This window comes from Chloroflexota bacterium (assembly GCA_016887485.1).
In the GTDB taxonomy this organism is placed as follows: Bacteria; Chloroflexota; Anaerolineae; order Anaerolineales; family Anaerolineaceae; genus Brevifilum.
In genome coordinates, this window is record CP069394.1 from 2,024,055 (window position 1) to 2,047,201 (window position 23,147).

The 23,147-nt window shown below is 50.3% G+C and carries 22 protein-coding genes; 10 read left to right on the forward strand and 12 right to left on the reverse strand.

Annotated elements, in window-relative coordinates; all coding sequences use genetic code 11:
- Positions 1-130 precede the first annotated feature (130 nt).
- The 4 genes from JR338_09255 to JR338_09270 are packed head-to-tail and all read right to left on the reverse strand — an operon-like array spanning position 131 to position 4,269.
- Entirely contained in the window at positions 131-832 is a 702-nt protein-coding gene (locus tag JR338_09255) for a hypothetical protein (GenBank protein ID QRN82605.1), read from the reverse strand.
- Between the two features lie 31 nt (positions 833-863).
- Positions 864-2,099, reverse strand: coding sequence for an ABC transporter permease (locus JR338_09260; GenBank protein ID QRN82606.1), 1,236 nt, complete (start codon positions 2,097-2,099; stop codon positions 864-866).
- Complete coding sequence (locus JR338_09265; protein ID QRN82607.1) at positions 2,096-2,830, reverse strand: ABC transporter ATP-binding protein; 735 nt, start codon at positions 2,828-2,830, stop codon at positions 2,096-2,098. Before JR338_09265 ends, JR338_09260 begins: the two co-directional genes overlap by 4 nt.
- Positions 2,830-4,269 carry an HlyD family efflux transporter periplasmic adaptor subunit gene (locus JR338_09270; GenBank protein QRN82608.1) on the reverse strand — a complete coding sequence of 480 codons (1,440 nt, stop codon included), beginning with the start codon at positions 4,267-4,269 and terminating at the stop codon, positions 2,830-2,832. The genes JR338_09265 and JR338_09270 overlap by 1 nt, the downstream gene beginning before the upstream one ends.
- Before the next feature lie 314 nt (positions 4,270-4,583).
- On the opposite strand from JR338_09270, the gene JR338_09275 reads away from it, so the two are divergent.
- From JR338_09275 to JR338_09285, 3 genes are read left to right on the forward strand one after another with little or no spacing between them, the layout of a single operon-like run.
- Positions 4,584-5,525 carry an ABC transporter ATP-binding protein gene (locus tag JR338_09275; protein QRN82609.1) on the forward strand — a complete coding sequence of 314 codons (942 nt, stop codon included), beginning with the start codon at positions 4,584-4,586 and terminating at the stop codon, positions 5,523-5,525.
- Positions 5,526-5,536: 11 nt separating this feature from the next.
- Positions 5,537-6,829, forward strand: a complete 1,293-nt coding sequence (locus JR338_09280) for an ABC transporter permease (GenBank protein ID QRN82610.1) — start codon at positions 5,537-5,539, stop codon at positions 6,827-6,829.
- A 10-nt stretch (positions 6,830-6,839) separates the two neighbouring features.
- Complete coding sequence (locus JR338_09285) at positions 6,840-8,066, forward strand: ABC transporter permease (protein ID QRN82611.1); 1,227 nt, start codon at positions 6,840-6,842, stop codon at positions 8,064-8,066.
- A 71-nt stretch (positions 8,067-8,137) separates the two neighbouring features.
- Here the strand turns inward: JR338_09285 and JR338_09290 are convergent, their stop codons facing one another.
- The 4 genes from JR338_09290 to JR338_09305 form a co-directional block, all read right to left on the reverse strand.
- Complete coding sequence (locus JR338_09290) at positions 8,138-9,298, reverse strand: alanine dehydrogenase (GenBank protein QRN82612.1); 1,161 nt, start codon at positions 9,296-9,298, stop codon at positions 8,138-8,140.
- Between the two features lie 389 nt (positions 9,299-9,687).
- The gene (locus JR338_09295) at positions 9,688-10,443 is read right to left on the reverse strand and encodes a hypothetical protein (GenBank protein ID QRN82613.1); all 756 of its coding nucleotides are present in this window, start codon (positions 10,441-10,443) and stop codon (positions 9,688-9,690) included.
- Entirely contained in the window at positions 10,436-11,011 is a 576-nt protein-coding gene (locus JR338_09300) for a TetR/AcrR family transcriptional regulator (GenBank protein ID QRN82614.1), read from the reverse strand. The genes JR338_09295 and JR338_09300 overlap by 8 nt, the downstream gene beginning before the upstream one ends.
- 302 nt (positions 11,012-11,313) lie before the next feature.
- On the reverse strand, positions 11,314-11,757 hold the full coding sequence (locus JR338_09305) for an META domain-containing protein (GenBank protein QRN82615.1): 444 nt from the start codon (positions 11,755-11,757) through the stop codon (positions 11,314-11,316).
- A 464-nt stretch (positions 11,758-12,221) separates the two neighbouring features.
- Here JR338_09305 and JR338_09310 point away from each other — a divergent pair, with 464 nt between their 5' ends.
- From JR338_09310 to JR338_09325, 4 genes are all read left to right on the forward strand, one after another.
- Complete coding sequence (locus tag JR338_09310) at positions 12,222-12,410, forward strand: transposase (protein QRN82616.1); 189 nt, start codon at positions 12,222-12,224, stop codon at positions 12,408-12,410.
- A gap of 356 nt (positions 12,411-12,766) precedes the next feature.
- Complete coding sequence (gene hutU, locus JR338_09315; GenBank protein ID QRN82617.1) at positions 12,767-14,425, forward strand: urocanate hydratase; 1,659 nt, start codon at positions 12,767-12,769, stop codon at positions 14,423-14,425.
- A 4-nt stretch (positions 14,426-14,429) separates the two neighbouring features.
- The gene (locus JR338_09320; GenBank protein QRN82618.1) at positions 14,430-14,786 is read left to right on the forward strand and encodes a hypothetical protein; all 357 of its coding nucleotides are present in this window, start codon (positions 14,430-14,432) and stop codon (positions 14,784-14,786) included.
- Positions 14,783-15,253, forward strand: a complete 471-nt coding sequence (locus JR338_09325; protein QRN82619.1) for a hypothetical protein — start codon at positions 14,783-14,785, stop codon at positions 15,251-15,253. Before JR338_09320 ends, JR338_09325 begins: the two co-directional genes overlap by 4 nt.
- Positions 15,254-15,324: 71 nt before the next feature.
- On the opposite strand, the gene JR338_09330 is transcribed toward JR338_09325, so the two are convergent.
- Entirely contained in the window at positions 15,325-15,762 is a 438-nt protein-coding gene (locus JR338_09330; GenBank protein QRN82620.1) for a GNAT family N-acetyltransferase, read from the reverse strand.
- A gap of 101 nt (positions 15,763-15,863) precedes the next feature.
- On the opposite strand from JR338_09330, the gene JR338_09335 reads away from it, so the two are divergent.
- A complete protein-coding gene (locus JR338_09335; GenBank protein QRN82621.1) occupies positions 15,864-16,358 on the forward strand; it encodes a DinB family protein in 495 nt (164 codons plus the stop codon).
- Positions 16,359-16,389: 31 nt separating this feature from the next.
- On the opposite strand, the gene JR338_09340 is transcribed toward JR338_09335, so the two are convergent.
- Positions 16,390-18,198: a DUF885 domain-containing protein gene (locus tag JR338_09340; GenBank protein ID QRN82622.1), complete on the reverse strand. Its 1,809-nt coding sequence runs from the start codon at positions 18,196-18,198 to the stop codon at positions 16,390-16,392.
- Between the two features lie 203 nt (positions 18,199-18,401).
- On the opposite strand from JR338_09340, the gene JR338_09345 reads away from it, so the two are divergent.
- Positions 18,402-19,241, forward strand: coding sequence for a hypothetical protein (locus tag JR338_09345; protein QRN82623.1), 840 nt, complete (start codon positions 18,402-18,404; stop codon positions 19,239-19,241).
- 76 nt (positions 19,242-19,317) lie between these two features.
- Here JR338_09345 and JR338_09350 read toward each other — a convergent pair whose 3' ends face one another.
- Positions 19,318-19,746 carry an OsmC family protein gene (locus JR338_09350; GenBank protein ID QRN82624.1) on the reverse strand — a complete coding sequence of 143 codons (429 nt, stop codon included), beginning with the start codon at positions 19,744-19,746 and terminating at the stop codon, positions 19,318-19,320.
- Between the two features lie 157 nt (positions 19,747-19,903).
- On the opposite strand from JR338_09350, the gene JR338_09355 reads away from it, so the two are divergent.
- A complete protein-coding gene (locus tag JR338_09355; GenBank protein QRN82625.1) occupies positions 19,904-20,653 on the forward strand; it encodes an alpha/beta hydrolase in 750 nt (249 codons plus the stop codon).
- Positions 20,654-20,666: 13 nt separating this feature from the next.
- On the opposite strand, the gene JR338_09360 is transcribed toward JR338_09355, so the two are convergent.
- On the reverse strand, positions 20,667-23,147 hold the full coding sequence (locus JR338_09360; protein QRN82626.1) for an ATP-binding protein: 2,481 nt from the start codon (positions 23,145-23,147) through the stop codon (positions 20,667-20,669).

Genomic DNA, 23,147 nt, shown 5'->3' on the forward strand with positions numbered 1-23,147 from the left:
GGGCGAGGACGATTTACCTCCTGTTGGATATCCCGGCAGGAGGTTTTTTATCCCTTTGTGGATAACTCTTTAAACAAACCGGGCCATAGGTTTCCCTATGGTCCAGTTTATAAAAGGAGAAGAGATGAGATTATGAAGCTGCAACTTCCTCCAGATATTCAATTAGAGCAGGTAGAAACATTCTGATTTGGATTGAGTCTAAATCCCCTGCCTGGCCCTGGAGTTTCTCAAACTGCTCAGGGTCTAGTTCACCAATATCACCCAGTTCACCAGAATCGAGGCTACCGGAAAAACCGCCACTGGGCATTTCTCCAGAACCAATAAGGCCGCCATCGATCACAATGACACCACCACTACCGAGTTGATCCATGATATCTTCAGGGAGATCATCAACTGATTGGGGCCCTGTCATTAGATTCGGTTCAATACCCAATAACTCCATCATTTCAACCGGGTCATCAAATTCAATAGAGGAGATTTCAGTCAATTGCTCATCTGAAAGGGCTCTCTGAATTTGTTTAATGACCGCGTCCAATTCTTGCGAGGCAGTTGTATCTTCGTCCACCATTGTTTGATAGATCTGCCAAAGGGGGAGCAGCGTTTCGGCTTGTTCAGGGGTTATCGGATAGTCTGTCTCAGCCAACATCAATGTACCAACGATTAATTGACTGACATCCATAAGCTCGTCATTCGGCTTGTTGCTAACAACGCTTTGGGGTTCGCCATCGCCATCCGCTTCGGTAGACGCCTCTTCCTGACTATTCCCGGAACAAGCAACCAGGAACATAATCAACAATATTCCGACAACTGAAATTAAACTTTTTCGTTTCACTTTTCTTCACTCCTTAAAGTGTAGTTCGTATTTATTCATGCCTTAGAGCGTCAATTGGGTCCAGTCTGGCGGCCTTATTCGCAGGGTAAAAGCCGAAGAAAATTCCTACGGCTGTTGCCGCAACGAAAGACAGTAGAATAGATCCAGGCACAATAACCGTACGCATATCTGCAAAACGCTGGAATAAGGCTGAGCTGCCAATCCCCACCAAAATACCGAGTAAACCACCAGTTACACTAAGCAGGATGGATTCTGCTAAGAATTGCCACCGTATATCACTCGGGGTAGCTCCAACCGATTGGCGAATGCCAATCTCACGGGTGCGTTCTGTCACACTCACCAACATAATATTCATGATGCCGATCCCGCCAACGACCAAAGAAACGCCCGCTACCCAGCCTAACAAAGTGCGAAAGGCTTCAGTTGTGGCTTCCTGGGTCCCAATGATGTCCTGTTGAGTTGTAATTTTGAAATCGGGATCATCCAGCGTAACCTCATGCCTTTTTGCAAGCAACAAGGAAATCTGAGTGATAATCTTATCCATGTTATCAGGATCAGCAATCTCCACGAAGATCATGTCCACCTGATCACCCATGAGACGGGCAAATTGATAGTTGGAAAATTGATGCCAAACTACTGTGATAGGCGTAAAAAGTCTAGAATCATAATCTACGCCCCCTACCATGCCCTTTTCAGCCATCACACCAATAATTGACAACCTGGTTTTATCGACAATTATGGTTCGCCCAATCGGATCCTCATCACCAAATAGACTTTTTGCAAGAGAAGAACCGAGAACAGCTACTTTTTCTTCAAGGTCAACATCTTGATCAGTGAAATAACGCCCTTTCTCAACATCCATATCTCGTACCGAAGGGAAGGAAGGCGTTGTTCCCATCACGTTTACGTTCTCCACAACTACTTCTTCTGATTTCACCGTTTGGTTTGTGCTTTGTTCCACCACAACCCCGGATACACCACTGATCTTCTCCTTAATAGCCAAAGCATCATCGTATACCAGACCACCCGAAAACAAATCCCGCATTCCACTGATCCCACCCATGTTGAAAGATCGGGTGATGTAGATCAAATTCGTACCAAGACGAGTAATTTCTTCCTCAATCGTAGCCTCCGTTCCTGCACTAATGCTGATCATCACAATCACAGCAGCCACACCGATGACAAGGCCAAGCATTGTCAACAGAGATCGAGCCTTGTTCTTGGCAATCGCCTCAAAGGCTGCTCTGAAAATTTCTGTTATTCTCATTGGGCCGCTCCCGTATTTTTTAAATGTTTGCCATTATTCACGACATGCTCTATTCGACCATCCAAAAGGTGAACCACTCTTGAACTGTGCTTGGCGATTTCCTCGTCATGAGTAACCATCACAATGGACATTCCACTTTCGTTCATATCATGAATCAAACTCATGATCTCTTCACCAGAATGGCTATCCAAGTTTCCTGTCGGCTCATCGGCGATCAAAAGTAGCGGGTTGTTAATAAGGGCTCTAGCAATTGCCACCCGCTGCTGCTGACCACCCGAAAGTTCGTTTGGGTTATGTTCCATCCGATTGCCCAATCCAACCTTTTCCAGCATCTTTTCTGCCAATTCTTCCATATCATCACGTGAAAGTCTGTTTTCCCGGTTGTAAATTAATGGCAAAACAACGTTTCGCAGAGCATTCGTCCGTGGTAATAAGTTGTAGGATTGAAAAACAAATCCAAGTTTTTCGTTCCTCAATAGTGCTCGATCATAGGCATCAAGGTCACTAATATCCTCCCCATCCAGAATCAATTGCCCAGAAACCGGCCGTAGTAAACACCCAATGATATTCATCAATGTGCTCTTTCCTGACCCGGATGGCCCCATGATGGCGACAAATTCACCGCGTTTAATCTCGATATTGATATCAATCAATGCCTTTACTTCTGCATCACCTCTTCCAAAGGTCTTGCAGACATCACGAGTCTCAATAATATTGGTTTGGGTGGACATCAATTCGTCTCCACTATCCCGGTGGAAACAACCTCACCAACTTCAAGGCCGGAAAGTATTTCTGCATAATAGGTGTCGATCAAGCCTACTTCGACAAACCTAACTTCCATTTCACCATCTACAACAACAAAAACAGAGTATTGATCACCTACTTTATGAAGGGCTTCAACTGGGACAAGGATCGCATTTTCAGCGCTGCCCTTAATAATATCCACCGTTCCTTCAGACCCAATCAGTAGATCTGCAATCTTCTCCAAACTTTCTTCATCCAACGTAACCTGACCATAAATCAGACTTGCCATACCGGTATTGGTGAGAAAAGAATCAATTTGAGTAACTTTTCCTGTCAAAATGAGACCTGGATATGCGTCAAACTCAACTTCCACATCATAGTCCAAATCCACCATATCCCAATCCGAAGCGTCCAGATAGATATCAAGGTATGGATGATAAAGGTCTAAAATAGTCACAAAGCTGCTGTTTGACTTCTCACCAACCTTGGCAGTCAATTCAGTGACCACGCCGGTGATTGGAGCAACAAGTACGCACTTTTCGAGATCTTCCTGAGCAGCTTCCACAGCTCGCAGAGCCGATCGCAACCGGGAAATATCTGTCCCTACAGCACCTTCAGGGATTTGGCCCGTTTCCAGCGCTGTAAGGTAATTTTTTAGCGCTTTCATCTCTTCCAGTTTGTAGTTATACATATTACGAGCATTGTTAATTGCATAGTCTGTGGGCGCATATACAACCTCAATGGTCTTGCCGGGATTATCTTCATCCTGCTCTTCAACGGTGAAGGTATCCGGGATATATGTACTTTGATAAACATATTGGAAATGGCTAAGGTTGTTTTGAGCCTGCATGATCGCTGTCTCGGCTGAGGCTATCGCTTTTTCGTCATTCGCCCCGGTAGCCGCTTCGAGGTCTTCCTCAGCTTCCGCTAACTTTTCCTCATAATACAACACTTCGGGACTGATGAGGTAGGCCAAGGTATTACGGGCATCCAGAAGCTCTTTCTCTATATTTGTAATTTTCACCCGGGTTTCAGCGATGGCTAACGGGGAGGTCAACTCTGCCAAATCTTGTTCCGCTATGGTTAAAGCTTTCTGGGCATTCGTGTCATCCAGCCGTGCAATCGGATCTCCCGCTTCTACTGAATCGCCTTCTTTCACATAAATTTCTGCCAAAGCACCTTCGGTATCAAAACCAATTATGACCTTGTCCCCAGCTGTTAAAATGCCCGCTCCAGTAGCCTTCAGGGAGATATCCCCCTGACGCACTGTGGCTGTCTGTATCTCGGGTTCCGAATTATCTACAGAATCTGATGGCTCACGGGTTAGCAAAAAGAATGTTAACCCACCGCCGATAATAACAACGGCAGCTATAATTAAACCAATAATCCGCGTTCTTTTCCTTCGCATCCTTCTTTGTTCTGACATTTTTCTTGTTCCCTTCTGGTTTTGGTCAAATCTTCAAGTAGTATACAGATCAGAAATTAAGATTCGATAAAGGAAGCTACCTATAAAACAGCATTTTTACATGCTTTATGTGATTATCCACCCTACCCATGCGGCTATTGGAAAACAATCCAGTTGTATGGGGTTGCGTTAACCCTTTTCCTCTAAAATTAAATTAAGGTATTCCGCAAAGTACAGATCTCTCTGCTAGACAAAAGGAAACCATTCATAGTAATTTTGGCTCTGCTCAAAAAAAACTTATCACTTTCATTTTATAAAACCGAAAGGAGTGAACAATGAGCAATCCGGCAATCAAAATCCTAAACATTGATAAGAAATTTGGAGACGTTCATGCTGTCTGGAATATTAGTTTTAATATTCAGAAGGGTGAGATCTTCAGTCTGCTTGGGCCGAATGGGGCCGGTAAGACCACTACAATCGGGATGATTTCCGGCCTGCTGAAACCTGATGCCGGCAATGTCTGGCTGATGGGCCATTCCGTCCAACAAGAAGCCGAAGCGGCCAAAGCCCAACTCGGGGTTGTTCCCCAGGAGATCGCCCTTTACGAAGATATATCAGCCCGCGCCAATCTGAACTTTTGGGGCAAGATGTACGGCCTGCGCGGCAGTGAGCTGAGCGAACGAGTGGAAGAAGTGCTTCACCTCATTGGTTTGGAAGACCGAGCCACCGGTGCCGTCTCGAAGTTTTCGGGCGGGATGAAGCGCCGCCTGAATGTTGGTGTGGCTCTCCTGCATCATCCCTCTATCATCATCATGGATGAACCCACGGTTGGCATTGACCCCCAAAGCCGCCGCAAGATCCTCGATTCTGTCAAACAGCTGCGGGACGACGGCGTCACCATCCTCTACACCACACATTATATGGAAGAGGCCCAGGAACTTTCCGACCGGATCGCCATTATGGACCACGGCAAAATCATTGCCACGGGCACCCACCAGGAATTGATTGATATTGTCGGCGAACTAGACCGGATCACCCTGACCATCATTGGTGAATCTACCAAAGTCAAGCCAGTTTGGCAGGCCATTGATGGCGTGAAGAAAATTTCATCGGAAAACGGCACGCTGCACTTGCTGGTCAATGACAGCAACAAGATTCTGCCGGAAATCTTTGCCGCAGCGTCATCTGTAGGCGTGCGGATCAATTCCGTCCAAATCCAGGAACCCAACCTAGAAGCCGTCTTCCTCCACCTGACCGGCCGCGCCCTGCGAGACTGAAAGGACGCCTCATGAAAAGCATCCCGATTGCCCTGAAAGACCTCAGCCGGGCATTCCGAAGCATGTTTGCCCTGGCGTTTATGTTCGGCGTGCCGATTTTGATGACCCTGCTGTTTGCATTTCTCTTTGGCGGTGTTGGCGGCAGCGATTCCGAATTCACTGTCCCGAAAACTACCGTCCAAATCGTTAATTTGGACAAGGGGAGTGAACTTGTCCCCACATTTGAGTTCGAAAATCAATCCGCCGGTTCACTGGGCGAGATGCTGGTCAGTATTCTGCAAAATGAGAATTTTTCTGACCTGATGGCCCTCTCTCCTGCTGATGAGGCCGCAGCCCGTTCAGCGGTTGACGGTCGCGAGGCGGGCCTGGCCATCATCATCCCGGCCAATTTTACTGATGCGCTGATTGGGTTGACGGATGAACCCGCTGCGATCGAATTCTACAAGGACCCGGAACTTTCCTTAGGCCCGCAAATCTCCGAATCCATCGTGATGAGCATTGTGGATGGTTTTTCTTCGGGCGTCATCTCAATGAATGCCATCCTGCAGGGGCTCAGTAAACAAGGCATCGAACTCTCCTCAGCGCAACAAGCCCAACTGATCCAAACGCTAACACAGGAAGGTGAGTCCAACGGCCAAACCCAGTACAGTGCGCTTACAATCCTGCCACCCACCGACGCCGCACCGAATGAATCCACCAGCTTTTTGCAGACCATCCTTCGCAGCATCATGGGCGGCATGATGATCTTTTATGCCTTCTATACCGGGGTGTCCGCGGCGCAGACCATCCTGCAGGAACAGGAGAGGGGAACACTGGCAAGATTATTCATCTCCCCAACATCCACCCGAACCATCCTGAACGGCAAGTTTCTGGCGGGTTTCCTGATGATCATTGTTCAGGTCATCACCCTGCTGACCTTCGGCCATTTGGTCTTTCAGGTCAACTGGGGACCTTTACTGAGTTTATCCCTCTTCTCGGTTGGCCTGGTGGCTCTGGCCTCCAGCTTTGGGATCTTCGTCATGTCCTTCGTAAAAGACACCAAACAGGCCGGGATCATCTATGGCGCTCTGCTGACCTTCACCGGCATGCTGGGCATATCAAGCATCTTCACCGTGGGCACCCCGGCTGAGCGAGCCTTTGAATTTGTATCGCTTGTGGTGCCACAGGGTTGGGCCATGCATGCCCTGCAAGCCTCCTGGGAAGGTGATCTGGTCAATGCCTTGTTATTGACCGGCGGCATGCTGGTCTGGGCACTAATCTGTTTCCTGATCGGGAACGCCCGGTTTAAAAAGCGGTTTGCATAAAGAGGTCACCATGAAATTCATTGATATCGCACTTAAGGATTTCTATCAACTTTTCAAGGACTGGAAGCCGCTAATCTTTCTGGTCATCGCACCCATCCTTTTTACACTGATGTTTGGCTTCATGTTCGGCGGATTCAGTGGCCCAGGTAGCACCGATCAACGCTTGCCAGTGATCGCCCTGAGCGAGGAAGATACCCAACTTACTGAGACGATCCTGGCCGCATTTAGCCAATCTCAGGTGATCCGCCTGGAAATGGCTGGAACTGATGCCAGCCTGGAGAGCCTGCGGGAAGCCGTTGCGGATGAGGACTATGCCGCTGTGCTGATCCTCCCAGCCGGGTTCAGCCAACAGATCCGGGACAATGGCGAGGTGACCCTCACTGCCATTCTGGACGAAAACTCAACAGCGGGGATCTCTATCCAACAGGAGATCATCACCATCGCCAACCGAATGCAGACAGCCGCCAATGCCGCCACTGAAGCCGCTGCATTATACACTCAGCAGGCTGAAACAACTGATAATGCTGAGATGGACGCTATTTACGATGACACCTTCGCCATCGCCATGCAGGCCTGGGAATCGCCACCTGTCACAACTTTGGAGACCCAGACCGCGCCCAATGGCAGCCAGCAGAGTGGCGACGAAAACGCCTTTGCCCAGTCGCTGCCGGGGATGATGGCCCAATTCGCCATTGCGGGTCTGATGGGCGCAGCGGAAATCATCATTCAGGAACGAAAATCGGGCGCTTTGGATCGGATGATGGGGATGTCCGTCCGTCGCGGCGCCGTCCTGGCCGGGCACTGGCTGGCGATGTTCGGAATGATCTTCCTGCAATTCATCGTGCTGGTGACCTTTGGACAGCTCTTCCTCCGGCTGGACTTCCTGGCCTCGCCGCTGGTGACCCTGGCCCTTTCAGTGGCAAGCTGCGCTTTCGTGGCCAGTCTGGGTCTGCTGATCGGTATCCTGGCAAAGATGCCCGAACAGAGTGCTATTTTCGCCCTGATCCCGATGTTCATCTTTTCCGGCCTGGGCGGAGCATGGGTCCCATTGGAAATCCTCGGTGAATCCGTTCAGAAGATCGCCCGATTCACCCCGGTTTATTGGATCATGACTGGCTTCCGCGATATCCTTCTGCGAGGAGCGGGGCTTATCAATATCTGGCCGTCAATCCTCGCTCTGCTGGGTTTCACAGCTCTGTTCCTTGTCCCCGCTGTTCTGCTTTTCAATAAGGAATAAAGCAATCAGATCTACTAAATCAAAAACCGGTCAGCTCGTAGAAACTGACCGGTTTTATTATTCAAAATTATTCAACTCAGGGAATGGTCACCATTCCAGATAAACGCATCCTCGGATTGACTTTCCCAGGCTTTAAGTGTTGCCCGATAGATGGCTCTTTCGAAGAATCCCCCCTCCAAAGAAAGCCCATCATAACCCTTTTCAAAAAGAACCGGCATCATCGGCATCAATTGCTGCCCATAATGGGTCATGCAGGCCTCCGGATGGAAACCCGGCCAGGAATAACAGGTAACTGTCCTCCGCCGGTATTCAGTTGGGACACCTTCTGCCACAGTGTCTTCCCAATCATCATCCTCAGGGTAAAACACAAATTTGTCCAGGTTGCCCTTTGGAATTCCTTCAATGCCGCGAACGACCGGTGGCTCTATGGTGGGGATATAGGGGTCAACAGACAGATCAACCACAATGGCATGATCCGGCAGATATTGGATCCAATTGTTCGGGATGACGGGTTCCGCCGGGTTACGCCGCTGAGTAGCGTCAATTATGATATCCGTCTTCCTAAGCAAGCTGATCAATTCATCCTTATGACCGGTCAGGTTTCGACCTACCGCGCGACAGGTGGCGCCGGGGCCACCCCATTCAATATGTTCATTATTCCGCTCAATATTTCCGAGGTGAACTGCCGCGTCCACAGCATGCCGACCCACCATTCCGGTTCCCAAAAGGAGATTGCGGATTGGCTTGCCGTCCGGTCTCACCAGTCCCGGCCATTCCTCCTCCAATAGGCCATAAGCCACTTCAAGTCCATTCCAGGCCACAGCCCGCATGTTTTCAACCAAGCGGACATCGTTGTCGTTTACGATGCTGTCCAGTGAAATGGTCTTTAGACCCAATTTCTTATATCTAGGAATACGGTTCGGGTGCGTGGGATAGTGGAGCATAGAGATCAGCGTTGTTCCTGGCTTCATCCGCTCAAAATCATCATCAGGCGAACGAAGGACCAGAACAACATCCTGATCATATGCATCCTGCCGGGAGCCAAAGGAGATTTTAATATTCCCCTGCCGATATTCCGCCTTATCAAACCCGGATCGTGATCCATAGCCCTCCTCAATCACTACCCTAAAGCCCAACCCCGTGAGCATTTGAATGAAATCCGGCATAAAGACGCGCTTTTCACCAGCTTCCTGCAGCATACGCGGGAAGCCAATAGATTCTGGTGGAGTCATGGTGGTCCTTTCACTATTTAATTAAAATATGGGCGATAAAAAAGTAACCCGCGGGAACCTACAAGGTTTACCCCCCGGGCGTGAGCATTCTTGCTATAACTCAATTTCACTTGATGTGAATAATTATCGGTAAAAGTATTATACCGGATGGTTGATAATGATTCAGGCTGTTGAAAAATTAAATATCCTGTGAGAATATCGCTGAGGCAAGGGAAGCTAATGTGAATCTCAGAATTTCTATTGCTTTTAATATAATTAGCAACGCAATTCTAACTTTCGAATTGCGTTGCTGCTATTACCAGGGTTAAAAAACTTATAATTTATCCTTCATTATCAATCTACAAAGCAATTTGCCCGATTACGAACCCTAAAATCATTTTAGGGCAGTCCTAGCTTTCCAAGGTTGAAGGTTGTTTTTCCGGGCTTTTGGATATTCCCAAATCCTGGCTCCATAATCCACGATAAGCGAATATCGCGATTGCCAGGTAGGCGCAGGTTTTGGGAATCATGAGCAACCCTAACATAGGAACTTGCTGCGCAAACAGAATGACCGGTGTGTAAAAGGCGAATGATACAGCGATCATCCACCCGATCCATTTGAAGGTAGTATCATGGTTGCGATAAGCGCTGAGTAGGAACAATATAATCATCCCCACTCCCTGCACCATCAGCGGTAGGTTGCGGTATAGGCTCATCGGTTGCGGGGGCACCGCCGCCCCCCAGTCATTGCTTGGTAGTGCCATGATTATCAAGCGCACCACACCAGCGATCTGTAAAAGGTTTGTTGCCCAATTCGCTGCTTGATTGTTGCGTGCCTGCCAAATGTATACCAGAATCATATAAAACAGTGTCACGGTGATAGAAGTGGTCAACATCCCGAGGCCGATCAGACTCATAGGGCTTCCCAGAACGACCGCTTGGGCTTCGAGACCGCCTAATGCGTAGGCCAATACCCGGAAACCTACATGACCAGTATCGCCTGCTGCTAGTAGGATGAATGCCATGCGCACAAGTCCTGCTACCTTGCGGTCCTTCGGAGCCACTGTGTCCATCGAGCGGCTCATCAACACCACAATGTACCAGACTGCTATTAGATAAATTACGTTAAAACCAATTTCAAACCAACGAATCGGAACTTCACTCATTTTTTGCTCCTTCTAGAAAGTAACTGGTTAATATCTTGGACAGGGCAGCATTTGACATATGCATCTCACCAGCTTTACCAATAAAATTATTAATGCAGCCGAGGAAGATCAACGTCAGCACTTCGGAGTTATCCCCTTTCAATTCACCCCGGTCGATCCCCATGCGCATCAACGCACTCAATGGGTCAAACAACTCGGTATGAAAAGCCTCCTTGATCTCCTGACGAGCTTCAAGTCGCTTGATATGTTCGCGGTCTCGCATCAGAAAACTGGTTTCCACCTTAAAACTTTCCAGAATATTGGTTGCAAACCACTCCAGACGTTCCGGCAATGTTCCGGGTCGCTTGACCACAGCGTGAAAACCGCTTAGCTTGTATCGCAATACCTGCACGAACAAATTTTCCTTGTTGTGAAAATAGTAATACACTGTGGGCTTGCTAAAGCCTGAACGTTGACAGAGCTCATCAAGAGAAACACCACGAAACCCTTTTTTCTCGAACAAGCGCCATCCTTCTTGTAAGATGCGCTCAGCATTTCTGTTATCCAAGTTTATCTTTGCTTCCATCATAATATGCTCCTTAGTTATCACGCTGTATACTAATTAGTATATGGGTATTATACTAATTAGTATACAATTGTCAAGGCAGCTGCCAGGACTTTCTGAAAAAACAGTTGGTTCAGAACAACTAAGTTTGCACAACCACTATTGTGCCCCTTCACAAAAGAAGTCAAAGTATCAACCCAGGTTGTTGAAAAATTGTGGGGATTGGTTATAGCAGTTTCCTATTATTTAAAAACAACAACGCAACTCTGGTTTGCGAATTGCGTTGTTGAAGGTTGTGTTAATTAGTTGGCAGGCAGAGCAAAGACCTATTCTTCATTGAAAGTCATATGACCCGCACCATCCTTTAGCCTCAACATCAATTGACCGTCCTCTATTGCATAACTCTCGACATTGTTGAGAAAACCCAGAAATTGTTGATCGAGTGATTCTTCCCCACAATAGGCCATTGTCGATGGGCCAGTTTCAATGTTCAGAGCACTACCAGCAAGCGTATAAGATCCGCCCACCATATTGCAGTCAGCTGTGATGCTCAGGGTGCTATCAGTTGACAAGCGTAGGGTGTAATTTTCCGGATTGGGGACCAGTGATTGGGAAGCAGGTTCGGCTTCAACCATTTCGATCCATTGCCAATCTATATCATTGATCAGTTGATCGGTTTGCTGGCTGCCACATGCGGCGATGAAAAGTGGAATGAGTAAGACAAAGCCGATTATTTTGATTTGTCTTGATTGTAGATTTTTGAAAAACATAATTTAACTCCTTTGATAATTTGTTTCTTTCACATACTCTAACGTACAAGGTCGTCAAAAAGTTCCATCAATTTTTTATTACCCGAAAATTATTGATAATCGGTCGGATTGGTAGAGTATTTTGTTTCCCGAGGTATTTTGGGTATTGAATCACAATGAGTAAACAAAATAACTATTGTGTTTGCTCGTACTGAACAAGGGCTGTGAAATCAGCCCTTGTTTTTGCTCTCTTAGAGTTCAAATCCGATCATGATGAATACATCTCTTGAGGATGAAGATATGTTCACCGATTTTGAAACCAATAAAATTCGTTGAACCCATTCGTGATCGCAAGAAAATTGCACAAATAAAGAACCTGTTGCGAGGCCAGCATCGCTATCGTGATTTGCTGCTTTTTGTCATTAGGATCAATACAGCTTTGCGGATCTCGTATTTACTGCAATTACAACTCAGCCAGTTTGTAGATGGTGAAGGAGGAATCAAACGCAGATTCTGGATCAAAGAACAAAAAAGCCTCTCGGAAACGAAGTGTGTGGGTTGAACCATTATTTGGTGAAACAAAAGAATTTCACTGCTTGAGACGGTTTCATTTGAAAGGTCTGCACAAAGATAATATCGAAGGAATGATGATCGCGGCGGTGCAAAACCTATAAAGACTGATCAAACATGCTGTGGATGTTTTTTGTCCATTTTTCAATCGGTCAATTTTAAGCTTCCAGTTGCGCTAAAATCGAACTTTTTCAATAGCTTGGATTATCCAGTGACGTAAAACCAATTTAAAAAATTACAACCAAATTTTAACTTTATCCCCGTCCCTTCCCCTCTGGAGTGGAAGGGTGCCGAAAGCGGGAAGGGGTGAATAGTTCGTCACGTGCGCTGCGCGGCACGTGACGAAGTCGAGAATAGACAAAACTATCCATAACCTCCAGCAGAATTTCCAATCATCCAACGCAAAATCGTTTTATAATCTAAGTACAACACTCGCCACCTACTCACCAAGGAGGAATCTATGTCCAAACCCCGACCCGTACGCGCCCCACGCGGCACCAAGCTGACCTGCAAATCCTGGCTAACCGAAGCCCCCTTCCGTATGATCCAAAACAACCTGGATCCGGAAGTGGCAGAGCGCCCGGATGATCTGGTTGTCTATGGCGGGCGGGGACAGGCGGCCCGTTCCTGGGAAGCCTTTGACGCCATCCTCGCTACCCTTAAAAAAATGGAAGATGACGAAACCATGCTGGTTCAATCCGGCAAACCGGTGGCCGTCTTTAAAACCCATCGTGACGCACCTCGGGTGCTGATCGCCAACTCCAACCTCGTCCCCCACTGGGCCACCCAGGAACACTTCGATGAACTGGCTGCCAAAGGACTGATCATGTATGGTCAGATGACCGCCGGGTCCTGGATCTATATTGGCACTCAGGGCATCCTGCAGGGCACTTACGAAACCCTCGGTTCACTGGCCCAACAGCGCGGCTGGCCTTCTCTCAAAGGCAAATTCGTGCTGACTGCCGGCCTGGGCGGGATGGGCGGCGCCCAACCACTGGCCATCACAATGAACGAAGGCGTTGGGCTGATCGTAGAAGTGGACCCCGAACGTGCCCGTCGACGGCTCGAAATCGGCTATGTGGATGCTGTGGTCGATGACCTCGAAGAAGCTATGACCCTGGTGGAAGAGGCGGTTGAAAATGAAGAACCGAAATCCATCGGCCTGATTGGGAACGCAGCTAAAATTTACCCCGAGTTGATTGCTCGCGGCGTGGTGCCAGATGTGGTCACTGACCAGACGCCCGCCCATGACCTGATGAGTTACGTCCCCGCCGGGCTAACCCTGGCAGAAGCGGACAAGCTGCGGGACGAAGACCCCGCAGAATATGCCCGTGAGTCCCAGGCTTCGATGGCCGCTCATGTTCAGGCCATGCTGGATATGCAAAAGAAGGGCTCGGAGGTCTTCGATTATGGCAATAACCTCCGCCAAAGAGCTTTTGATTATGGCGTCAAGGATGCCTTCGATTTCCCCGGTTTCGTTCCCGCCTATATCCGCCCCCTGTTCTGCGAAGGCAAAGGCCCCTTCCGCTGGGTGGCGCTCTCCGGTGATCCGGAAGATATTTACGAGACTGACCGGGTGATCAAAGAACTCTTCCCCGAAGATGAACATCTCCACCGCTGGCTGGATATGGCCCGCGAAAAAGTCCCCTTCCAGGGGCTGCCCTCCCGTATCTGCTGGCTGGGCTATGGTGAACGGGCCAAAGCCGGGCTGGCTTTCAACAAACTCGTGGCAGAAGGTAAAGTCTCCGCCCCAATCGTCATCGGCCGGGACCACCTCGATTCCGGTTCCGTCGCCTCACCAAACCGTGAGACCGAAGCGATGAAAGACGGCACGGACGCGGTCAGCGACTGGCCGCTGCTCAATGTCATGCTCAACGCCGTCAACGGCGCCACCTGGGTCTCGTTCCATCACGGCGGCGGCGTTGGCATCGGGTTCAGCCAGCATGCCGGCCAGGTGATTGTGGCCGATGGCACTCCCGAAGCAGCCGCCCGGCTGGAGCGGGTACTGACCGGTGACCCCGGCTTAGGGGTTGTCCGCCATGCCGATGCCGGTTATGAGCAAGCTATCGAAGCCGCCAAACGCTTCGGTCTGAATATGCCTATGCTGAAGGAGGAGTAATCTCTTGGAAGGGCGAAAGCGCCGTCTGTTTTTCTTCACCCTGATGATCGTGCTGGGCATAGCTGCCGGTGTGGCTTATGGCTGGTTGGTCAACCCGGTCAGATATGCTGACACGGGCCCAAGCACTTTGGGGATGGACTTCAAAACCGATTATGCCCTGATGACGGCGGAGATCTACCACGCCGAGGGTGACCCGGTGATGGCGATGGCGCGCCTGACCACATTAGGAGAAGATTCTATCCTACAAATCATGGATGAGACTCTGGCCTTCGCACAGGAACAGCAATACAACCCAAGCGACCTGCAGCTGATGAGCGACCTCCGGCAGGCTATCGCCAGTACTCTGGGGGAGAGCCAATGAGCAACGGCTGGCATAAGCTGGATGATTTCGAAGAGACCCGCCAGGTCAGGGTGAACGAACCGCGGCCTCCTCAGGTGGTGATCAACAAACCAGAGCCCAAACCGGACCCAAAGTCCTTCCCCTGGTACATGATCACCGGACTGGTGCTGGGCTTCCTGCTTGGACTGCTCTATGCGTGGTGGGTCAATCCTGTGGTCTACAGCAACACCGAACCTGCCACACTGCGGGCAGATTTCAAGGATAATTACCGACTCACCATCGCCCAGGCCTATGCCGCTTCGGGTGACCTGGACCGTGCTGAAAGCCGACTGGCACTGCTGCGGGATGAAGATGCGATCTTCATCCTCGGTTCACAAGCCCAACAAACGCTGGCGGCGGGATTCTCTGAGGATGCACGGGCACTGGCCTTATTAGCCTCTGCACTGCAGGATGGTACAGGAATCCTCACACCTACGGAAGCGCCCTGAGCGTTGAAATAGGTTCACTTAACTTATAAGGGCGGCCTGCTTAGGCCGCCCTTTTCGTATCTCAAAACCGCCTAACCTTCCCGCAGGTCATACCGGTAGACATTGGTCTCCCGCTGCTTGAAGCCAATGGCACGGTACATGGCATTGCCGGCCACCCGCGCAGGCCGTGAAGTCAGGTTCACCTCAGTCAGCCCCAATTCCCGCGCGCTGTTCAGGCAGGCCTCGGTCAGCGCTCGGCCCCAGCCCTGCCCCCGAGCCGCTCCATCAACAATTACATCCTCAATCCAGGCATGTCGCCCGGTCGGGGATTGGGTGATCGCCAGGGTGGCTGAACCCACAATGACAGCCCCTTCTGAGCGAGCCAGGAACACCATTACATCCGGTGATTCCGCCATCTCCGTCAGCGCGCTCTCAGTTGGCGGCAGGGCGTGTGAAGAAAGTTGGGGGATCAAACGTTCAAAGGCTTCGATAATTTCAGGGGTTATATGGGTCATCAATTCAACAGTCATAAACTTTTGTTCCTCTCATATTTGATCCCATTTTATCACCCGCTCAGAATTTAATTCCTATTTATAATGGAGATATAAAAAAGCCCAAACCTGGAGAAAAAATGTCTGAGAAAATAACTGACCTGATTGCAGATTTCACCGGCGCTTTGGATAATTTTGATGCTGCGCTGAAACCCGTCCCGGAATCCGGGCTGGACTGGCGTGAAGGCGGCGAGGGCTGGTTCATCCGCCAGATCATCCATCATGTGGCTGAAGACTGCAATGTCTACACCTTTATTATTGAGCGCGCCCTGGCCACCCCCGGCAGCAAGATTGTTTTTGGCGGATTCCCAGGCAACGAACCTTGGGCTGACGCACTGGGCTGGGACACCAAACCCGTGGCAACGGCGCTGGAACTGATGCATGTTCATCGCAGATTTATTGCTGAGATGGTCTCCTTATTGCCCGATCAATTGAAGAACGAAGTGCTCTATTTTAATGATGAGGGCAAAGAACTGGGCAAAGGCAATGTGGAAAGTATGCTGAAAATGCTCACGGAACACATGAATGAGCACGCCGCCACCATCCAGCGGATCGCAGCGGAACATCTGGGCTGAGCAGTATCCTAGTACATTTCAAGCTTCCAAATCAATAACCAAGTTCTTTCCGCACCTGTTCTTCCAACAGCGGCAGCGGTAAACTGCCGCCATTAAGCACGGCTGCATGGAAAGCTTTCAGGTCAAAATTCGCTCCCAACGCTGCTTCAGCCTGGGTTCGCAAATCTCGAATGAGAGCATACCCGGCATAGACCGCCAAAGCCTGGCCGGGCTGGGCGATCTGCACCAGGACCAGATCATTCGCCTCTGAACGATCCATTCCAGCATGTTCCACCAAGTAACGCGCGGCCGTGGGCATATCCCACCCAAGAGAATGCAAACCGACATCCACCACCACCTGAGCAGTGCCAATCATCTCTTGTTGAAGGCGGGCCAGGTTGGTATTGGGCTCATCCTCATACATCCCCATTTCCCAGGCCAGGTGTTCGGCATAGAGGGTCCAGCCCTGGTCATAAGCCGGAAAGTGAAGCGCCTTGCGAAAAAGCGGCAAATCCAACTCGTTCACCACCGCGGTTTGGAAATAGCGGCCGGGAAAAGTCTCCCGATAAATCCGGGTTGGCATATCAAATAGTGCATCCTGCCCGGTGAACCCCGCATAAAAGGCCGCCCGGCGGGAACCATCCAGTGCGGCAGGCTCAAAGAACGCCCCCTGATATACCGGTACCATCACCAGGTCTTTCTCGATCTCACTTTCAAAAGCCCCCGACATCGCCATTTCCGCGTCAATCAATAGGTTATGCAATGCTACAAAGATATCCAACCCCAAAGCATAATCCTGATCGACCTTGGCTTGGCGGAAGATCTCCTGCAGGGTCTCATCAGGGTCATAGCCTGCTTCGGCAGCCAACCGGCGCACCCCAACCTCCAATTCCGCCAGTCCGCCCTCCCCAAGTTCAAGCCATTCCTCGGGGCTCCTTTCAAGGGTTGTGATTTGATGAAGCAAAAGGGAATAATAAAGAGCGCCGTCCGGCTGGTATGGCAGGCCTACCTGTTCCGTTGTTGACCCGGCCAGGTCATAGAGCGCATCCATTAAACGGTCAAATGCCGGCAGGATCACCCGATCTGCAATCTCACCTCCGCGGCCATAATAGGTCTGATAGTCCTCCTGGCTGAGCCCTTCCAGGTTATATAAGCGTACCGCCAGAACGCTGACAAAAGGTGTTTTCCGGCCCACCTGCCAGCGGTGTGCGCCCATCTCTTCCATCACTTCCGAATAAAGCACATAGGGAATCTGCACCCCAGCAGCCTGCTGCTCATAGAGATAAGTCACAATCTGATCCACCTGCGGCCCAATGGCTTCCAGACGGGCCAGATAATCTTCAATATCTGATTCATCCGTAAAGGGCTGCTGCACCATCAACATATACACCAGCTGGTCGGTCAGTGAACCCAGCTCATTCCAAAGGGGAAAGGGTCGCCATTGGTAGGGGTGCAGCGCGACCCGGTCTTCCAGGTACCAAGTGAAGGTTTGCAAATCAAGTTGCACTGCCTCATCCAATTTCGTCTGGTCAATATCCCGGGCCAGGGCAAGCAGTTCAACTTCAAAAGCTTGAGTGAGCAAGAGGTCCTGCAGGTCATAGCTATCCAAGGCAGCATTGCGGGCATCAAAAAACCCCGCCAGCCCAACTTCGGTCACGGTCTGCGGGGAGCGCAGCACCAATCGCTTGTACGCTTCTTCCATGAAATCTTTCGGGGACAAGGTTTCCAGCCCATCCAGCAGATCTTCCAAAGTGACTGATTCCGCCGGGGACAAATCAGGGGGCTGTTGGCAGCCGGAGAGTAACCCTACAATCAAAATCAGCAGAAGGAGGATATGAGTCATCAACCGTTTATCAGGCATAGATCATCACTTCCCACTAAACGAGGTGTGTTCCCATCATATCCTGCAAAATGTCGAATCTGCACATACTGCGGTATGATTTTGCCCCCTTCGCCGGCATGAGATTAACAAGACCTACTTAATCATTAAATGTTACTAAAATAGGATATAACACATCTAAATTGTAAGCAATACAATAAAAGTAATGAAAATGGAGAAATAAAATGAAAAAAATAACTGCCCTTGTCGTGATCAGCATGTTTGCTCTCGCGGCATGCCAACCCCTGAACCTCTCCGCCTCTGGCGAAGTCGTTGACGTTGCAGTTGATTCTCTCAATGGACCCCTCATGGAAACCGAAGATAGCAACAGCGACGAACCCAGTGACGGTGAGTCCGATTCTTCAGATAGGGAAAGCTCAGACTCCTCTGACGCGATGGGAATGGAATCCTCATCCGAAATCTCGGATAGTTCATATTCCGTAAATATCTGGCTCGAAGACGGCGCCATCATTCCCGAGGCACTGACCCTGCATGAAGGTTCCGTGATCACCTGGACCAATAACGACAGCGTCAGCTATACCATCAGCATTATGAAGATGGACGACTCTTCCGATGACTATATGGATGACAACATGGATGATAGTATGGATGACAGCAGCGACGATTCCTACAACGACGATAGCTCTGATGACTCCAACTATTCCAATGAATTCACTGTCGAACCCGGCCAGACCATTTCATTCACTCTGCCGGACAGCGGCACCTATCAATTCACCATCACGGGCGGCCTGATCTCCCTCAGCGGCACGATCACCGTCTCCGATAGTGAGAGCGAAGACTCCTACGATGATGAAATGGATGATAGCTATGATGGCAGTAACGATGACTATTACGACGACAACTCAGACGACAGCTATGACGACTCCTCTGATGACAGCTACGACGATTCATCCGATGATAGCTACGATGACTCAGATGAGTACGATGATGGATATGATGACGAAGAGGACGATAGCGACAAAGAAGATGACTCCCACAGCTACCTCTTCATGATCGCTATCTAGACCTACAAACCAACTCTTAAACCAAGACCACCCACAATGTGGGTGGTCTAAATTTTTAATCCGATAGTGGGGGAATTTACTTCACCAGAGTGGCATCCAGTTCAAGGTCAATGGCACCCAGGGCTTTTGAAACCGGGCAGTTTGCTTTGGCGCCTTCGGCAAATTTGATGAATTCAGCCTCGGAAATCCCCGGGACCTTGGCCTTGGTGATCAACTTGCTGCTGATGATCTTGAAACCGCCATCCACCTTATCCATCGAGATGACCGCTTCTGTCTTGACCTCATCCACCGTGAAGCCTGCCTTGCTCAAATCCGCGCTCAGTGCCATTGAGAAACAGCCAGCATGCGCTGCTGCGATCAACTCCTCAGGATTGGTTCCTGTACCTTCCTCAAAACGGGAGGTGAATGAATATTGGCCTTCAAAGGCACCGCTGCCCAGGGCAACCTTGCCCTTACCAGCTTTCAAATCGCCTTGCCAAACGGCTTTGGATGTTCTTTTAATCATAATTGCTCCTCTTCTATCCATTTTCTAATTTGTTTATCTTTATTAATTTTAGCTTTCTCTTGTTAGAATAATATTAGACATTATTTATCCGATTTTCAACCCCCAATTTCCCCTCCCAAGGCAGTCGCAATCATGATATCCTCAACGTGAGGATATTATGCCGAAATTTATTTATCAGGGAAGACAACTCTTCTATCGCCGCCAGGGAAATGGCCCCCTGTTGGTCATCCTGCCGGGCAACACGGCGTCTTCCATCTGCCACCAGGCCGAACTGGACTTTTTCGCCGGTTCGTTCACGTCTGTGGCACTGGACTATTTGGGAACGGGCCGCTCAGATCGAATATCGCAAATGCCGGATGATTGGTTCGCAGATTGCGCTGACCAGGCCGCTGCATTGATCGAACATCTGGCCCTCGGCTCAGCCATCCTGCTGGGAACGAGCGGCGGCGCAGTGGTTGCCCTGAACTGTGCAGCCATGCACCCTGAAAAAGTCCGCGCGGTGGTGGCTGACTCGTTTACCCCGGTTTTCACCCCCCAAATGCTGCAGCAAAACGTCATTGAGGAACGGTCTCAGCCCACAAAAGAACAATCGGGTTTTTGGCAATATGCGCAGGGCGAGGATTGGCAGTCAGTGGTTGAAGCGGACACGCAGATGTTGATCAACTTGGTAAATAATGGCGGTCAATGGTTGGGGAAATCGCTCGCAAGAGTCAGCTGCCCGGTCCTGCTCACCTTCAGCCTGGAAGATCAAATGCTGATTGAACCGGTGAAATGTGGCTTTGAGATCCTGAGCCAGTTAGCGGATGGCCGGATCTTCTTTAGCCCAAAGGGCGGACATCCCCTGATGTGGAGCGCGCCGGAAGAGTTCAGTCAGGCCACGCAAGGGTTCCTCGGTCAGTTTTTATAAATCAGAGCTCAGATTATTCCGCTTCTTCCCATTCAAAAGCCGGGACGGTCTCCCAGCTGTCGCCTTCTTCAAAAGCATAGAAGGGCAGCCAGACCACACCGAAGACTTCCACAAAAATGTTCTTCTTATAGGGCGAGACCGGCACTTCAATCACCTTATCCGCAACATCTGCCCAGTTGGCTTCAAGGTCCTGCAGTTCTTCAGTCATGTCCTCTTGCATGGCGGCTATTTCGGCTTCCACATTTTTGACGTCCATTTCACTGGCTTCCAGATCAGCTTTGGCCTTGCTGGTCATCCGGCGCTTGGTCAGCGAGGTGGAAATGCTGCTGCTGCGACCGCTGAACAACTTGAGGGCATTTTCAACACCCTTGCCCACCTCTTCCAGTCGGCGGTGACCGAGTTCCTGCTTATCCTCTTCCAACTCAAGGGTTTCCTTCTTCAATTTCAATTCCAGCTTATCCAGCTTCGCCTCATATTTATCCTTGATAGCGTCAATCGCTTCCTGCTTCTTATCTTCCACCGCATCGGCGCACATCTTATTAAATTCCGCTTCAGAGACGCCTGGCCCGGCAAACACATCAAGGGCTTCGTTTTGGCGGATGGTCAGTGTTTGGGTGCGATAGATCCAATCGGTGAAGTCCGCTTCAAGCCCCTTCACAAAGCTGCTGTCATCCAGCGTTAGGTTATCAAGTGTGTCATAGAGCGCACCGGGGGTAGCCGTGCCCGAGAAGTCATCCGGGTCAACGGGGGCAGCGATAAAGTTCTCCCAACGCACCAGCCCCTTGCGTTTCAGTTCATCAATCCGGGCGGTGTAGACGATCTCCTCACTGAGGTTATATTTCCGATCCACATAAGCCACCCGCGCCTGTCCCATCAGAGCAGCTCGGTAGAGTGTCTTCGGGTTAGGAACCTCACCCTCAGTTGAACGCCCGGCGGCTTTCAGTGCCTCCACGGGACCGCGGCCAATCGGGAAGTAATATTCCGGGATCGAGCCAGGGACTGCCGGGGGGACATCCTGTCCCAGGCTGGTCCGCTTCTGGCTCTTCGTCTTTGTCTTCTTTTCCGACGGCTGTGTTTTCGCGCTGGCTTTCCCCGCACCAACCAGAGCATTCAGTGCCGGAAGCTGCGAGCGGGTCAGCGGGCCGGGCAGATAGTTCATCGCCCAGCGGGTATGGAACACCTCGGGCGCATCCTCGTGCACGTTATGCAGCAGGAAGACCCGCTTATCAATCAGCGAGATCATCTTGTCAAAGGCCTTGCGGTCCATGCCCGGCGCGGCCCCTTCCAAACCGTCCAACAGGCGGTTCTTGTCCTGATCGGTTTGAAGCTTGCCAATGATCCAGGTGCCGGCATTGGAAAGCGCCTTGTAATCCAGGTCCACCGGGTTTTGGGTGGCAACCATCAACCCCACGCCAAAGGCGCGGGCCTGCTTGAGCATACGCAGGATGATACCCTTGCTGGGCGGGTTCGCCACTGGCGGCAAATAGCCCGCAATCTCATCAAAGTAGACCAGAGCGCGCAGTCCGCTGGAGCCCTTCTGGGTGCGCATCCAGGATTCGATGCTGGTATAGAGCAGCGTGATGAAGAACATCCGCTCCTCATCACTGAGGTGCGCAAGATAGAAAACGCTGTGCCGCGGTTTGCCATCCGCGTTGAAGAGAAAGGCTTCAATATCCAGGGGCTGCCCTTCCAGCCAGGTTTGAAATGCGGGGGCGGCCAGGAAGTTATTTAACAGCATAGCCAGCTCGAAGCGGTCCTTCTCAGGATAGAACTGCTCCAGCGGGAAGACGCCCAATTTATCAAAAGTTGGGGATTGCACATGGGTGATCAGCGTGGCCATATCGAGGTCTTTGCCGACTTTCCAGGCTGCCTCAAAGATATTCGCCAGCAGAATATGTTCCCGAGCGCGCACGGGGTCAATATCCTTCAAACCCACCAGTCCTAAAATCGCGGTCACAGTACTGGAAATCTTCTCGCGCAGGATTTCCTTATTTCCTTCCCAGGGAATTGGCGGGGCGGAAAGCGAAGCCATAATGCTGACCGGCAGCCCAGCATCCGAGCCGGGGGTATAAATTGCAAAATCAACTGTATCCCGCAGAGCTTCAATATCAGGCTTGCCCAATCCATAAGATTCCAGACCGTTCTTCCAGAGCGAGGCGGCTTTTTCCGCGGCTGCTTCCACTGTCACGCCATCCCGACGGGCCGCGTCCTGATCCACCCAGGGCTGAAAATCGGAAGGCAGCAAATCCGGGAAGTGCAGCAGGAGGTTGGTCAGGTCGCCTTTGGGGTCCACAACGATGGCCGGGATACCCTGCAGGACGGCTTCTTCCAGCATGAGCACTGCAAGACCGGTTTTGCCGGAGCCGGTCATACCGGTGATCACGGCATGGGTGGTCAGGTCATCCGGGTCATAAAAAACCTGGTTCTCTCCCATTTCACTTTTTTGCAGGTTGTAGTTTTTACCAAGGAAAAATTTATCGGATTTACCGGACAT